The sequence below is a fragment of the Luteolibacter rhizosphaerae genome (assembly GCF_025950095.1).
Lineage (GTDB): Bacteria > Verrucomicrobiota > Verrucomicrobiia > Verrucomicrobiales > Akkermansiaceae > Haloferula > Haloferula rhizosphaerae.
This window is the reverse complement of the sequence record NZ_JAPDDR010000004.1, coordinates 196,613-209,500: the sequence shown is the minus strand read 5'-3', so window position 1 is coordinate 209,500 and position 12,888 is coordinate 196,613. Positions and strand designations below refer to the sequence as shown.

Annotated in this window: 14 protein-coding genes; 4 read left to right on the top strand and 10 right to left on the bottom strand. The window is 62.2% G+C overall.

Going from position 1 to position 12,888, the window contains the following annotated elements; translation table 11 throughout:
* Positions 1-37: 37 nt before the first annotated feature.
* From OJ996_RS09165 to OJ996_RS09155, 3 genes are all read left to right on the top strand, one after another.
* Positions 38-247: a hypothetical protein gene (locus tag OJ996_RS09165; RefSeq protein ID WP_264513247.1), complete on the top strand. Its 210-nt coding sequence runs from the start codon at positions 38-40 to the stop codon at positions 245-247.
* A 459-nt stretch (positions 248-706) separates the two neighbouring features.
* Entirely contained in the window at positions 707-1,000 is a 294-nt protein-coding gene (locus tag OJ996_RS09160) for a WYL domain-containing protein (protein WP_264513246.1), read from the top strand.
* 570 nt (positions 1,001-1,570) lie between these two features.
* Positions 1,571-1,855, top strand: a complete 285-nt coding sequence (locus OJ996_RS09155) for a hypothetical protein (protein WP_264513245.1) — start codon at positions 1,571-1,573, stop codon at positions 1,853-1,855.
* A 623-nt stretch (positions 1,856-2,478) separates the two neighbouring features.
* On the opposite strand, the gene OJ996_RS09150 is transcribed toward OJ996_RS09155, so the two are convergent.
* Complete coding sequence (locus OJ996_RS09150; RefSeq protein WP_264513244.1) at positions 2,479-2,712, bottom strand: hypothetical protein; 234 nt, start codon at positions 2,710-2,712, stop codon at positions 2,479-2,481.
* A gap of 394 nt (positions 2,713-3,106) precedes the next feature.
* On the opposite strand from OJ996_RS09150, the gene OJ996_RS09145 reads away from it, so the two are divergent.
* Positions 3,107-4,009 carry a hypothetical protein gene (locus OJ996_RS09145; protein ID WP_264513243.1) on the top strand — a complete coding sequence of 301 codons (903 nt, stop codon included), beginning with the start codon at positions 3,107-3,109 and terminating at the stop codon, positions 4,007-4,009.
* Between the two features lie 8 nt (positions 4,010-4,017).
* Here OJ996_RS09145 and OJ996_RS09140 read toward each other — a convergent pair whose 3' ends face one another.
* The 9 genes from OJ996_RS09140 to OJ996_RS09100 are packed head-to-tail and all read right to left on the bottom strand — an operon-like array spanning position 4,018 to position 12,829.
* The gene (locus tag OJ996_RS09140; RefSeq protein ID WP_264513242.1) at positions 4,018-5,268 is read right to left on the bottom strand and encodes a hypothetical protein; all 1,251 of its coding nucleotides are present in this window, start codon (positions 5,266-5,268) and stop codon (positions 4,018-4,020) included.
* The gene (locus tag OJ996_RS09135) at positions 5,265-7,016 is read right to left on the bottom strand and encodes a hypothetical protein (RefSeq protein WP_264513241.1); all 1,752 of its coding nucleotides are present in this window, start codon (positions 7,014-7,016) and stop codon (positions 5,265-5,267) included. Before OJ996_RS09135 ends, OJ996_RS09140 begins: the two co-directional genes overlap by 4 nt.
* A 2-nt stretch (positions 7,017-7,018) precedes the next feature.
* Positions 7,019-8,572: a hypothetical protein gene (locus OJ996_RS09130; RefSeq protein ID WP_264513240.1), complete on the bottom strand. Its 1,554-nt coding sequence runs from the start codon at positions 8,570-8,572 to the stop codon at positions 7,019-7,021.
* 3 nt (positions 8,573-8,575) lie between these two features.
* Positions 8,576-10,393 (bottom strand): hypothetical protein, encoded by a 1,818-nt coding sequence (locus tag OJ996_RS09125; protein ID WP_264513239.1) that lies wholly within the window; start codon positions 10,391-10,393, stop codon positions 8,576-8,578.
* A 3-nt stretch (positions 10,394-10,396) separates the two neighbouring features.
* Complete coding sequence (locus OJ996_RS09120; RefSeq protein ID WP_264513238.1) at positions 10,397-11,188, bottom strand: hypothetical protein; 792 nt, start codon at positions 11,186-11,188, stop codon at positions 10,397-10,399.
* 3 nt (positions 11,189-11,191) lie between these two features.
* Positions 11,192-11,719, bottom strand: a complete 528-nt coding sequence (locus OJ996_RS09115) for a hypothetical protein (RefSeq protein WP_264513237.1) — start codon at positions 11,717-11,719, stop codon at positions 11,192-11,194.
* Positions 11,720-11,742: 23 nt separating this feature from the next.
* Positions 11,743-11,946 carry a hypothetical protein gene (locus OJ996_RS09110; RefSeq protein ID WP_264513236.1) on the bottom strand — a complete coding sequence of 68 codons (204 nt, stop codon included), beginning with the start codon at positions 11,944-11,946 and terminating at the stop codon, positions 11,743-11,745.
* Positions 11,943-12,410 (bottom strand): hypothetical protein, encoded by a 468-nt coding sequence (locus tag OJ996_RS09105; RefSeq protein WP_264513235.1) that lies wholly within the window; start codon positions 12,408-12,410, stop codon positions 11,943-11,945. Before OJ996_RS09105 ends, OJ996_RS09110 begins: the two co-directional genes overlap by 4 nt.
* Positions 12,410-12,829, bottom strand: coding sequence for a hypothetical protein (locus OJ996_RS09100; protein ID WP_264513234.1), 420 nt, complete (start codon positions 12,827-12,829; stop codon positions 12,410-12,412). The genes OJ996_RS09105 and OJ996_RS09100 overlap by 1 nt, the downstream gene beginning before the upstream one ends.
* Positions 12,830-12,888 lie beyond the last annotated feature (59 nt).

Sequence of the window (12,888 nt, the reverse complement as noted above, 5' to 3'; positions counted from 1 at the left end):
TCATTGAATGGATCTAGGAGGGTGGAGTCCCACCTACATGAGAACACGCACTTCGATCGAACTAGACCACGAAAACCATTGCCGGGGAAGGTTGCTGCATGCCGCCCGCGACTACCTCCTCGCCACCGGATCCCCGGAGGCCCATCTTGAAGACGAGGGCTTCGGCAACGTGATCGTCGACATCACCTTGCGCCGCCGCGAGGCTGCACCTGAGGTAGGGCCGGACGAAGGAGCTTCACCCTCATAGTTTGTCCCCCGTCCGGCCCGGCAGTCGCTCGTGACGTGCGTAGATTCCCTATTAGCGGTGGGGCTGCTCAAGGCAATTTTGCGCTAGTCTAACGGAATTGTGGGCTTAAAAGCCCCGCGGATTTCCCGGCAGGACTGGAACCCAAGCCCTTACTTTTCGGAAGGGGCAGCGGTATAGTGCCCGGTTGCTCCGGAGCGGGTCGACCACCGGGAGGGTCGGCCCGCGTTTCCCCTCCCGTGGTCTTGACGACAGGCACCGTTCTCTTGCAATCTGCTAGGCGCTGAGAGCATCAGCTGATAGGGCATCGCCGGGTCCGCGGGGGCGGGCCCGGCCTCCTCTTTCTGGCACCCGCTGGAACGCGGGCCGGTGGCGGGGAGGCCGCCGGCCCGCACACTACGCGGATCTCCTATGCATGTTCTCTTGCCCTATCTGCGGACGGGTTTTAAGCCTGCCGCTGCTATGACACCTTCATACGCGACACTGGACGAGCTGCGCTCCGCCATTCGTGGACGCAGGATCATCACGTTTCTTCACAAAGGCGAGCGGTTCACCATGGAGCCGCATGTCCTATGCAAAGGGCCCCGGTACGGAGCGTTTGTCCTCGGCGGATGGATCGAAGAACTCTCAGAATTTCACTTCTACCGCTACCCGATGATGCGGGATGTCGAGATCACCTCTCGCCGCTTCGACCAACCAAGGCCGTGCTTCGACCCCTACGATCGCATGATCGAGCAGGTCGACACCGTGGTGTAGGAGTGATCATTCCACGCGATCACGTAATAGCGCTGACGCCGGGGTAGCCCATCCTCCTCGCCGTTCCCCCCCCGACATGCCCTGCCGGTCCCTCGGCCGAAAACCCGCCCCGCTACCCAGCAGAGGGCGGGTTTTTGTTGACCTTATCTAACGGTTCGTGTCTCCTGATATCACCGAACCTTACATCCGGGGGGAATTTGGTTCGGCAGGACCCTGCGGCACACTCCGCAGGGTTCTTTTTTGTCCGTAATCCTGCAACATTCGGATTTCCTAACGGTTCTATTAGTGTGGCTCATAACCGTGATTTGGGCGTGCACAGGCAGTCTCGCGACGACTGCGAGGTCGGCGACTGGGTGCCTGCTGCGGCTGTGCCCTCCTGGAGTCGAAATCAATGGGCGCGCACCTTCCGAAGTCTACGCGGTTGCACCCCCGGGCCCTCCTGCCTGTTTAACCACCGCCTTGTAGAAGGACCTGAAGGGGTTGTCGCTGCTTGGGTTCGCGTGAAATAGTCCCTTCTATGGCCAATATCCAGCGAGCTGGAGGGCAGCGGCCACAATGGCGGCGCCAGCGGTGAAAAAAGCAGCGGTGACGAAACACTTCTCGAACGCCGACAAGGGAGGAGGGCAATCCATGGTTCTGGCCTGTAGCACGGAACCGTGGAGGAGATCAAGCTTCTGCGACGTCTTCGGGGTCGGTGGGGGGAAGTGGAAAGGCCACCAACTTCAATGGCTCGTAATCGGAAGGAGACTGCACGCGTGCCACGGATACGATCAGGCGGTATCCGTCCCGGTCTTGGAAGACATCGAGGTCGCCTTCGTCGGCGGCATCGAGCGCGGCCTCAGCGGCAGCGAATAGGGAATCTAGGGAGGGGTGGTTCATAGGTGAAGGGTCACCTCGTAGTCAAAGTCCTTCGCGCGCTCGGTCAAGATCGCCGAACGCGAGAATCTACACGCCGACCCATGTTCCGACTGCATGGATTACCGGCTAAAAAAGCCCCGCCAACCGGTTGTCTTCAAGCATAGCAGCTCTCGATAGCTGCCATGCGGCGACCGCTTTACCTGCTGCCATTCGTGCCTCCAGCCGATCTCCATCCTGTAGGTGGGCTACCGCGAGACAGTGATAGAAGCCAGCAGCGCACATGCGGCTAATTAGATCGCCCTCCGCCAAAAGCGACGCCAACTCTTCCCCCACCTCCCACCTGCAAAGTCCCGCGCAGCATCGCAGACGGACTTGAAGGGCTCGGGGATGGGTGCGGAGGTCAGGATGCAAGTGATCGACTGCGTCCCAAGCTTCCTCGTAACGCTTCATGTCCGCCGTGCTCTCGACGGCCCGCAGGGTAGCATCAGCTTCTTTGTCCCAGGCACCGTCCATGCAAAAGCGTCGTCGCCTCGAAGAGCCGACGCAACCGCTCTTCGAGCCATTTCATCCCCATTTTCGTTAAGCCCACGTCGCTGCCGATCACTCACCACTCCTATTGTTCACATCGGCGGTGCCTTGATCGGCTCAGCGTGCCATATCCCATACCACTCGTGCTCAGGGTCGCCGTCGCACTGATAGGCGATAACATCGTCCGTGCTGACGTAGAGCTCGCCACCCTTGTGATGATCAGCGCGCACCTGCAGCGCCTCCCACGGGTTTTGATCGTGCTGGCGCCACCAATACCAGCCGGGAGCCCGCGGAGGGTTGAACGGGATTGCAGGGTCGACGTGCATGGGCAGCTAGATAGCCCCTTGGGGTCTCTGCCCGCTATTGCAAAACGGGAGCTGAATTGGACAGCCACCATTGAATCCCCCACCCTGCCCAACGGTCTAGATGCGTTCAACCTCAGCGCCATCACCAGCGATCTTGCCAGCGCCGCGGGGAAATGGCATAGGGGCGGCCCTGTATGAAAGCCAAACCTCCCCAGGATGATGAGCCGATCATCGTCCTTGTCCTATTCGCTCTTTCTTGGGTTCCCATCCTCGCAGGTGGCATCTGGGGTGTGATGCAAGATGACACAAAGGCGCTTTTCGTCGGCATCGCAGTGGGCTGCCTTTCCTCGGTGGGGTCATGGTCCATGGCAGTTGCGCTTAGAATTATCCACCGCATCGAAAGGAACACGCGCCGATGAGATCTACACTCCTACTTCTTAGCGTAATCGCGCTAGTTTCCTGTGACGAAAAGCAGCCCGACCAAAGTGCTGAAACGAGCTCCATGACGATCGAGCATCGGGCGAAGTCGAAGCGAAGCGACCAGCCTTCAGATAAGAGCCAGACCTCCGAGCTGGAGGTCAATCGAGCCTTGGCAGATTTCTATGCCAACCTAGCGAAATTGGACCCCGACGCTGACGGGAAACCTGATGAATCGGCCGAAAAGGCCCTCACCGAAATTCGGCTGACTCTGGGCGATCTAGTTGGCTCCAACAAAAACGAGGATGTCGAGAAAGCTCTAAGCCTTCACGACGGGGCGACTAAGCTGATGGCTAAAATCCGGGAGGCTAACGTCACGGTGGCTGAGGTCGATCAGGCACTTGAGATCGCTAGAAGATCGGTGACTCAGAACACGGAACATAGAATCCTCGAGCCAATGTCCGATGAGGATAAGCTTCAGGCATACGTTAATAGCGGCATTGCCGGAGTTCCCCAAAGTGTGAGTCAGGAGATAGTTAAGAAGGCTCAACAGGAGCGCTACGCGTTCAGTGCGGTAAGGAAGATCGAGGAAGCGGCTGGCGGTTATCTTGCCGTTCAAGAATTCAAGCGGGGGGCTGGCCTGATGCCGTCCGCGGTTCGGAATGAAATCCTCGCTGGGGCAGAGCGCGAGCATCCAGGGGATTGGTATTGGATCTCGAAAGAGATCACCGAGCAATCTGAGGCTTGGGAAACGCTAGATAAGTGGAGGTGCTCTTCCGTCCCGGGCCTTACTCCCGCTCAAAGCAAAGCGGTCCTAGCCGAAGCAATAGGTCGCTACCCGAAGGATTGGAGCATGGCTCTAATCGTAGTGAACGGGGAGGCTCAGAAAGTGGGAAGATGAGGCGATAGCTACGCCCTCCAAATAATGGGCCCCTGCTGGATCTGCACCGGTGCCTTGCCGGGCTCGCACCAGGCGATCGGGAACGTCTTCTCGGTGGAGGTATTCGGGGGCAGCGCAGCCGCGAACTGCTGACCGGAAATCCCCTGCAGTTCATTCGAGCCGGAGTCGATCGTCAGCACCACGAACACGTAGCCAGCGCCGGGGAGCTTCTCCTCCGTCGTGACAGTGACCTCGAAAGGCGGGTCGCCCGGATCATCCGCATAGGTGGCCACCCCGTAAGGAGTGGAGACGTACAGCCCGGACCCATCGTAGAGCTTGCTGGAATCCGCGGCGCGCTCTGCCACGACATCGGTGCCATCGCTGATCTGGGCCACCCCGCTGCCGTCGATCTCGAGGCTCCAAGCCGCGTTCGCATCACTGGTCCAATCTTGCCACCCTACCCACCCGAAGCGCCCCGCTTGCATCGTGCCAGCGGTCACACGGACGAAAGCCGCGCGCCCCTCGATGTTCCCCTCGAACTCGGCGGCGAAGGTGAATGGGCTGCCGCCGTTGTAGGTGTCCTCACCGTGCGTGGTGGCAGTCATCGAGGCGCCTGCCACGGTCACCGTGTAGATGAACGGAAGGCCGCCGTTGTAGGTCGATTCCCCGTAGGAGTCGGAGACATAGGTGCCGGATGGGTCACTTGGAGTTGCGCCCGGTCCGACCCGGGTCGCCACGGTAAATCCCGTGTCGTCGGTGAGCTTGCCATTGCCGGTGTCGAAATAGATCAGCATGTCGGCATCCCCCGTGCCGATCCATCGGTCGAGGAAAGAGTCGTAGGCATATCCCTGCGAGGGAAAGGTTCCGGCGCTCGCGACGCCGGCGGCCGTGCCGCTGCCCGGTGACATCGATCCGACCACGTCCACCCCGTCGTGGAGTTCCACGGTTCCGCCCGCCTGGGTGACCTTTGCGAGGCCGAAGCGGGGGCTATCCCACAAATCTGGTTCAGCTGGACGAAACACGCCCGTAGGAAAGTCTGGATGCGCGGGCCCATTGCTGATCTTCCAGTTGCGACCGCTCCCGCCGCAAAGGATCTGCCCGGCTGGAGATTCGAGCGGCTTGATTTCCGCAAGCACAGGAGGCGTGGCAATAGCCGACGCTCCAACATCCGGAGTCTGGAAGATCACGGTGCCGGAAGAGTGGATGCCCACGGCATGGCCGGGAGAAGTCCACAGGTCACCATTGGCATCGCGCCAGCATTGGAAAGGTCCGTCGCTCACAAGTAGACGATCTGGTTGTTCGGGTTCGTGCTTTGCTGGTCGAGGAGGTTCGGGAACTCCAGCCGCGCCGGTGGCCCCAAGGCGATCGTGGTGGTGCCGGTATCGAGCGCCAGCGTCTCGCTCTGCACCATGGCCCGCATGGTGGCAAAAGTTGGATCCGCACCGGTTACGTTGATCACGCGGCCAAGATATCGTTGCCCGCCGCAGTCCTCTTCCTCCAGCGTGAGAGCGCCCACATGCGGCGTCCAGTTCCTGGCTTCAAGGATGCCTTGGGCAAATCCAGCCGGCGGCGAGATGAACGTATAGGAGGGCTGCCGGTAGACCGTAGTGAGCCCTGGATACGAAGCATTCAACACTTTCACCCGGATCGTGGATTGCCGGATGAAATGGCTGATCATGTTGTAGGTGCTCGCAAAGAGGTTGTGGCGGCCCTGTTTCGACTGCGATGCTGCCGCATACTCATCAAGCGGGCTGAAAACAGGCAGCACCCCCTCAGCGCTCTTCCACGCGATCGAGACGTAAGTCTGAGCCACGAGGTCCACCTCTTCCACAGTGATGCCATTCTCCTCTTTGAACCAATCCGGGATCGTCGCGTCGTTGGTCACGATGTGCCAGACGCCGGCGAGCGTGGTGCCGTCCTTTCTCTTCAGCACCGGCGGGGCCGTGGGAAAGTTCACCGGTGTGGAAAAGCTACTCGGATTCGTATCATGATACAGCAGAGGGGTACCGGTGGTTACTCCATGCTGTGCCGACACGTCCCGGGCTACGTTCCGATACCAGTTGAAGCCGACACGGGACCGGAGGTCAGCAAGGAGAGGATCGGCCGTATTCAGGAAAGCGAACATGTCCGCGGCGTTGGCGTTCGAAGCCATCGTCTTGACCTGCACGCTGTCGAGCTTCTCCTCCGGAAGGAAGGTATCGAGCTCGTCGCCGCTCGCTGTAAGTAGCAGCTCGTGGCCGAGCTCCGGGGTTCCAGCCTTCTGCTCCTGGTTGCGACGAAGCCCATTGGGCGCGCGGTCGAAGTAAGGAACCCGCACCAGCGAGACGCGCCAGTCATCCTCGGGGATACATTTGAACTGTGGAGCAAGCTGCGAAACGTCGAGGGTAATGGCCTCAGCGGTACCGACCGATAGCCCTGCCTTCCGGCGTGTGATATTGAGCCGCGGGAGCCCCGTGCCGCTGTAATCGATCCACATGCTCATGTCGCCGACCTTGCGAGCCAGATGCACGAAGGCATCGGCACAGCTACCTTGTCGCAGCGTGAGCGGGATGCTTGTGAAGGTGGTGGCGATCGTCCCTTTCTGAATTGGCACGCCGAGGGCGATCATCCGGTCGATGAGGGTTCCGAGCGAGGTTGTGAGACTCTGGGCCGGGAAGCCGATCGATGCCCGCTGGCTGGTGCCGCCACCGCTGGCAGCGTCGAGCGTCACGGCTTTGGAGAGCGGGATCTTGTTCATCCAATGCCACGGGCCCACGACCTGCACGCCGATGCGGTAGCCATCCTGCCGGGGCATCAGCGCATGCCCGCGGAAGAACCGCTGCCCATTGCGGAACAGGCTCACGACCTGATCCTTCTCCGGGTAGATCTCCGATCCGGGAACGATGTCGGCAAGGTCCACGCTCCAACTCCAGATGTCGCTGTCGAGAGCGTTGAAGGAGATTTGGGCTCCGACCGGATCGAACGGCCTCATGTTGCCATCGAGCCGCTTCCCGACTTCCCCGCTGTAGGTCCAGATGTTTGAGGGCATGTCTACTGGTCTTGTCGTGGAGTTGCCGCGAGTCGCTTGATCTTGCCCAGCTGACCCTCGATCTCCGAGAATCGTCTTTCGTTCTGGGTGGCAATGTCACGCATCGCCGATAGGGCATTGAAGATCGCGGTATCGCGCCCCTCTTGAGAGGACCGGAGCTGATCTAGAAGGCTCCTCAGCTGCCCTGCCTGCTCCTCATCCGGGATGCTATCCCGAACCATGGTGTAGAGATCATCGAGCACCCGCTTGGCGGATGCGGAGAGCTTCCCGCCTTGCTCCTGCGCGGCAGTCTCCAAAAACCCGATGGTCTCATTCGCCTGGTCAGTGACGGTCTTGCCGATCGCGTCGCCCAATTTTCCAAGCTCGCTTTGAACCGTGGCGGTAAGCTCGGCTTTCTTCTGCTCATTGATGGCAGCGAGAGTCTCGACGCCCTTGTCAGCAGAGGCGGCAGCCTCACTGGCTGCGCGGGCCTTGGATTCCAATGCGCGTATTTCTTCGATCGAGCTGTCGCCCGAATTGCGCGCGTTGCTCGCATCATTGGCGGCTTTGTCCGCAACGATTTGGGCCTCCTTTGCTTGGGTCTCCGCAAAGGCCAGAGACTCGTCGAGCTTCTTGAAGGCCTCGCTAAGGCGGAGGACCGCTTCGCCGCTGGCGATGGCCGTGGGATCGGCACTCCGCCGAACTGCATCCTGCGCCGCAGCATTACGCTGTGCCTGAGCGGCTGCGGTCTCGGCGGAGGAAATCTGATTCTGATTCTGAATGTCCCGTGTCGCCCGGGCTGCCTCTATCCCGCGCTGCTCGAAGATATCTTCCTCCGCTTCTTTGCGGAGTTGGTCGGAAAGCTTCCTGCGCGCGGTGGCGAAGTCCTCGACCGCCTGCTTCGCCCGAGCCTGAGCCTGCGCCGTCAGCTCGATCTGCAAGCGCATATCCTTGTAGGTGGTGATGAGATTCCCACCCATCGCGACGGTGCCGGCGAGCAGACCAAGAAGGGGATTGCCGGTCGCGATGGCTGCACCTAGGCCCGAGGTGATGCCATCGATACCCGTCTTCACCGACTCGATCGCGGGCTTGGCAGCGGCCAATCCTTGTCCCAGTGAATCGCCTGCCCCGGACCCTTCATCCGCGAGCTTCGAAAGCTCGTTCAGCGCGCCCCGAAGATGCTCAGCGAGCTGGAGGGCGATGATGGCGCGACCCGCATTGCGGATCTCCTGAAGCGCTGCCGCCTGCTCGCGAGCAGAGCGCGCCGACTTCACCTGAGCGAGATCAAGATCGGCCTGCTGCTTCCAAGCTTCCTCCGCGGCCTCGGTCGCCTCTTCCAGTGCGGCGGTGTTCTCGGTCTGTGCCTCTGCCGCTTCCCTCACCGCTCCCGCTGCCTCGCGGGCATTGGTCGCATCGAGTTGGCCGCCAAACCCGCGACCCTCGCTCTGCTGCTCTACATTCGCGAGCTTCTCGGCGGCGTCGGTGGTCGCCTCGATCTTCTTTGTCGTCTCCTCAATCGCCTTCGTATCGGCGGTGGAGGTAAGGCGAATTTCAACGGGGTTCTTGTCGTTGGCCATGGGTCAGCGGCTTTGATTGAGCAGGGTCGTGTAGAGGGCGGGCACTTGGGAGAATGGTGTCACCTTGTCCAAGAGGTAGACGGCGTTCACCTCGCCGCGCGCCGGGTTGCTGCCACCGTCGCCCGCCATGATCCGGGTCTCGGTGCTGTTCGTGGCGGAGCTGGTGGCTCCCGCACTGGTCAGGTTGCCGGAAACCTTCGGCTGCCCGTCGAGGTAGATCGTGGCGATGCCCGCGGCGTAATCGACCACCGCGATCACCAGTTCCGGCAGGAAGGCGGTGAAGGCACCGGCGAAGCTGATCACCGCCACCATCTCGCCGTCGACGCGGGTCACGTGGAGCTCGACCGCCGAGCCATTCGCACCGAGCAGCACTCGGATCCCGCTGCCGTTGTCCGCGGCGTAGAAGAGTGCCTGCGGCCCGGAGACGGTGTTCAGCGTCCCGTGCCAGGCGAGGGTGATGCCGGGCACCGCGTTGAGCGCCGCCGGAGTCGCCATCGCCAAGCTGTCGTCGGTCCCGTCGAAACGCAGCACCGGGTTGAAGACCATGCGCGCGGAGTTCGTTCCGGAGCGGGCGAGGTAGGGAGTAACCGAGACGCTGGCGCTGCCGAGGATCTGCGGGACCTGAGTCGCGGCAGAGTCGGCACCGCTGGTGAAGATCACCCGGCCCGTGGTGCCGTTCCAGTCCCGCGGGGCGCTGTCCCGATACCAGTGATAGCGCGATACTACGCCGTGCATCAGGTCCACGGTGCCGCCATCGCTGCCGCCAATGATCACCGGCGCGGACGAGTTGAACGGGGCAGTGACCAGCGGTGAGAAGCTGAAGATATCGCCCAGCGTGACGATGGGTGCCTCGGGATCCTCTTCGGTGTAGAGGCAGAATTCCACGAACACATCGCCGCGGCGGACGTGCAGGCCGAGGAAGTCCCAGGGCGCGAGCGGCAGCGCGACGCTCGAGGTGCGGGACCAGATCGTACCCGCGGTGCCGTCGGTGCTGACCTCGATCGTCACCGTGCCGTTGGTATTGAGCAGAAGCCTCCAGCTGCGCTGGTTGCCCGCCACGGTCCACTTGCTCGCGAGGCATACCTGGCTGGCCGGGCGGTAGCTGGGCAGCCTGCAGTAAACGCCCACGGCGAAGCTCACCGCCATATCGACCACCGCGTGATCCGGGATGCCGGCATAGTTTCCGGAGACGCCGGGGAGGAAGAGGCCGGAGTAGTCCAGCAGGAGCGGACGCTCGCCGCTGGTCGCGTTCGTGAGCTTAGATCCGGTGCCGCGGTTGTTCCAGTCCTTCACCGCCTCCTCCTGAGAAGCAGGGGCATTGCTGGCATCGATCGTGCCCTCGCCGCCGGTGACGTTGAGGAGCGCCGCTTCCAGCCCGATCGGATCCGGTCCGCTGGTTCCTTCCTGCACCATCTCGCCACAACGGATGACCAGCGTCTCTTTGATCAGGTGCTCGACCTGGTCATGCGGCCAAGACTCGATGGCGCACTTCCGGAGCCGGAACTGGGCGCCGCTCTCGAACGATAGCCGGATGTCCCCTTTCCCTCGGGGCACCGCAAGGGATCTCGTGAGCCGGTCTTCAAAGGCATCCGCCACGCCCGGAGTTTCACGCGCGAGAGTAAACCGCAGCTCGTGCCGCTCGTTCCCGCGCGGGAAGTTATCCACTCCCGCGCGCTTGAGCCCTTGTCCTTCCTGCACGACCTGCTTGCCGTCGACCTTCACGGGCTCCCACATTGGATCCCCATACTGCACAAGCACGGTGGCGGCCCCGTCCGGGTCCCACGTCACGCGCACCACCGAATCCCAAAGCTCGAGCGCCATACTTCAAAGGGGGACGGTCACGGGGGGACCGGGTAGGCCACCGCCAGCGCCTTCGTATTCGATCGTGCCGGGAGGAGGAGGATCGCCACCGGATCCACCGGTGAGGAAGACCTTCGCCATCAGACCCACGACGCCCGAGCCATTGTTCGCCGCGGCATTGGCGATCGAGACGAGCGTCGAGGCCACCGGGTGTGCATCGATCGCGGCCTTCACCTGCGTGGCGGTCGAGATCGGCGTCGCGCTGCCGTTGGTCTGAACGGCGACATGGATTGCCAAGCCGGGGAGCACGGTGACGACGAGCGGCCGGTTGATCCCGCCGGGATGGTCATACTCGAGCGAGATGCCGTTACCAATGCGCCCGGCTACCTTCGCGGTGTAGACGAGGTTTGAATTGGCCGTGCCTAGCCCGGTCGTGCGGCTGGCTGCCACGGGCGGTGCAGCGCTCCCATCCTCTACCACTACCGGGGGCGCTTCCCAGCGGACGAAGGTCGGGCTGCCGGTGATCACGTTCTCGTTGGACCAGTCTTCCACCAGCCACGGCCACGCCGCGGGATCCGCGGACCCCAATTCGGCAATGCCGTTGCGGAGGATCGTCCAGTTGCCGTCCCCGTCATCCTCGCACACGCCGTTCCCGCCGACATGGCGGAACTCACGCTCACCGCCTCCCCCGACCACCGGATACAGGGTCCAGTTGCCGTTGAGATCGGCTTGTCCCGGGCCAGCGAGACCCGAGATCGTGAATCCCGACCATGGGCCGGTGATGCTTCCCATATCGACGGTGACAGGCGCGGCCATGGATCAGCTGAGGTTGGAGACTTCGCCGGTGTTCAGCGTGCTGTTGAGCTGCTTCACGATCAGGGCGTAGGGGTTGAGCGTCTCGCCGAACTTGTATTGCTCGACGCGCGCCTCTCCCCAGACGTTGAGAGCGACGATCAGGTTATCCTCCTGGTCGTAGCCCTGCACAATCCACCAGCCGCGGAGATCCTCCTCGCTGGCATTCGGTACGAACACCCCGGCAACCGGCTTCTCGCCACCGAGCAGCAGCTCCGCGAGGGTCATCTCCGACCACTCCTGCAGGTCGAAGGCATACTCCATCTGCTTGTTGGTCAGGATGGTCTTGCGATCGCCATAGCGGCCCGGATTCGGTGCGCGGCGGGTGATGCGCTCCACCGAGCGGCGCGGCTCCCAGCCTTCGCAACTCGCCACCTTCGTGTAGTTGCTCGAAGGGGTGGTGTCGGGCTTGGCTTCGGCGCTGACGGTAACTCCGTCGATCTCGTCGCCATCGCGGGCGAACAGCAGATGGGGTCCAAGGATGATGTCTTTCATGGCAAGCTATCGGATGGTGGAGGTCAGGACACTTCGAGGATCTCAGCCTCGCCTTGGCCCTTGAGGTATTCGGCATGCGCGAGAGGCACGCCATCGACGGTCTGCTTCGCGCCGAAGGTGAAGCCCTTCGCCTTCACGCCGCTCTTCAGCGTGCGGATGCGGGCCAGCTTCACGGGTTCTTCGGCGGTCTTCTTCGGCTTCACGGGTTCTTCGGCGATGTCGCTCATGGCGTGGTTTGGATGATGGCGGATGAGAATTGCGTGACGCTCTGGGCCACGATTTGGAAAACTTGGAGATGCGGCTCTTCCGGGGGCGGCGGAATCGGGGCGGTGGAGAGCACTTCGAAGCGGTATCGGAGTTTGGTGGGTGTCTCCGCGGGGAACCAGTGGTGCACAGCGCGGGCGGTGAGCTCCATCAGGTCATCCCCCGGCGGCTTTCCTCGGCGCAGGATCGGCTTGAGGAAAAGCGTGATGTTGAATCCGGAGGTGATGGCGAGGCGTGAGGAATTCGGATCCGGGTTTGCGCCGCCCATCCAGCGGATGACTCCAAGGCCGAGCTTTTTCTTCGTGGCCTTCTCGAACTCGCTCTTCAGATCGGCATCGCGATCGACAACCCACGAAAATGACTCTAGCCCGACTACCGAGCGGAGGCGGTCTGCGAGAAGTTCGGCCCTGTCGTTGAAGACGCTCATCAGAATTCCATGTAGCAGCGGCCGCCGTAGGCCCCGGTGGATGCATCGCGCGGAGGCGCGGGGGTATCGGTGAAGGTCAGCTTGCGGTCCTGGATGCGCTTGATGTAGTCCCACGCGGCGGACTCCTCGCGTTGCCGCGGGTTCGTCTCCCCTTCGTTCGTGGGTTGACTGCCGATCAGCAGCAGGCGGGCAAGGGTCGCGGCGTGGAGGATGGCCCCCGGCGGGATCTTGCCTGCATCGCCCACGTAGTTCTGCGGGTTGCTCTCGATCGCCTCGCGGATGGTGGCGGTCACCTGATTGATGATGCCGGGAAGGCGCGGTGTTGGCGTGCCGCTCTCGCCAGCCTCTTCATACGAAGCGCGCTCGTCGTCCGCCAGGCGGTCGAGAACGTCGGATTCCTGTAGTGCTACCCAAGACATGGTGTGAAAGAGAAGCCCCGCCCGCCTTGTGCGGACGGACGGGGCGAACCCAAGACAAA

Bases quoted from the DNA above. Each gene is read 5' to 3' on its own strand.
- OJ996_RS09165 (WP_264513247.1), top strand. From the start codon at position 38: ATGAGAACACGCACTTCGATCGAACTAGACCACGAAAACCATTGCCGG.
- OJ996_RS09160 (WP_264513246.1), top strand. From the start codon at position 707: ATGACACCTTCATACGCGACACTGGACGAGCTGCGCTCCGCCATTCGT.
- OJ996_RS09150 (WP_264513244.1), bottom strand. From the start codon at position 2,712: ATGCACGTCGACCCTGCAATCCCGTTCAACCCTCCGCGGGCTCCCGGC.
- OJ996_RS09145 (WP_264513243.1), top strand. From the start codon at position 3,107: ATGAGATCTACACTCCTACTTCTTAGCGTAATCGCGCTAGTTTCCTGT.
- OJ996_RS09135 (WP_264513241.1), bottom strand. From the start codon at position 7,016: ATGCCCTCAAACATCTGGACCTACAGCGGGGAAGTCGGGAAGCGGCTC.
- OJ996_RS09130 (WP_264513240.1), bottom strand. From the start codon at position 8,572: ATGGCCAACGACAAGAACCCCGTTGAAATTCGCCTTACCTCCACCGCC.
- OJ996_RS09125 (WP_264513239.1), bottom strand. From the start codon at position 10,393: ATGGCGCTCGAGCTTTGGGATTCGGTGGTGCGCGTGACGTGGGACCCG.
- OJ996_RS09120 (WP_264513238.1), bottom strand. From the start codon at position 11,188: ATGGCCGCGCCTGTCACCGTCGATATGGGAAGCATCACCGGCCCATGG.
- OJ996_RS09115 (WP_264513237.1), bottom strand. From the start codon at position 11,719: ATGAAAGACATCATCCTTGGACCCCATCTGCTGTTCGCCCGCGATGGC.
- OJ996_RS09110 (WP_264513236.1), bottom strand. From the start codon at position 11,946: ATGAGCGACATCGCCGAAGAACCCGTGAAGCCGAAGAAGACCGCCGAA.
- OJ996_RS09105 (WP_264513235.1), bottom strand. From the start codon at position 12,410: ATGAGCGTCTTCAACGACAGGGCCGAACTTCTCGCAGACCGCCTCCGC.
- OJ996_RS09100 (WP_264513234.1), bottom strand. From the start codon at position 12,829: ATGTCTTGGGTAGCACTACAGGAATCCGACGTTCTCGACCGCCTGGCG.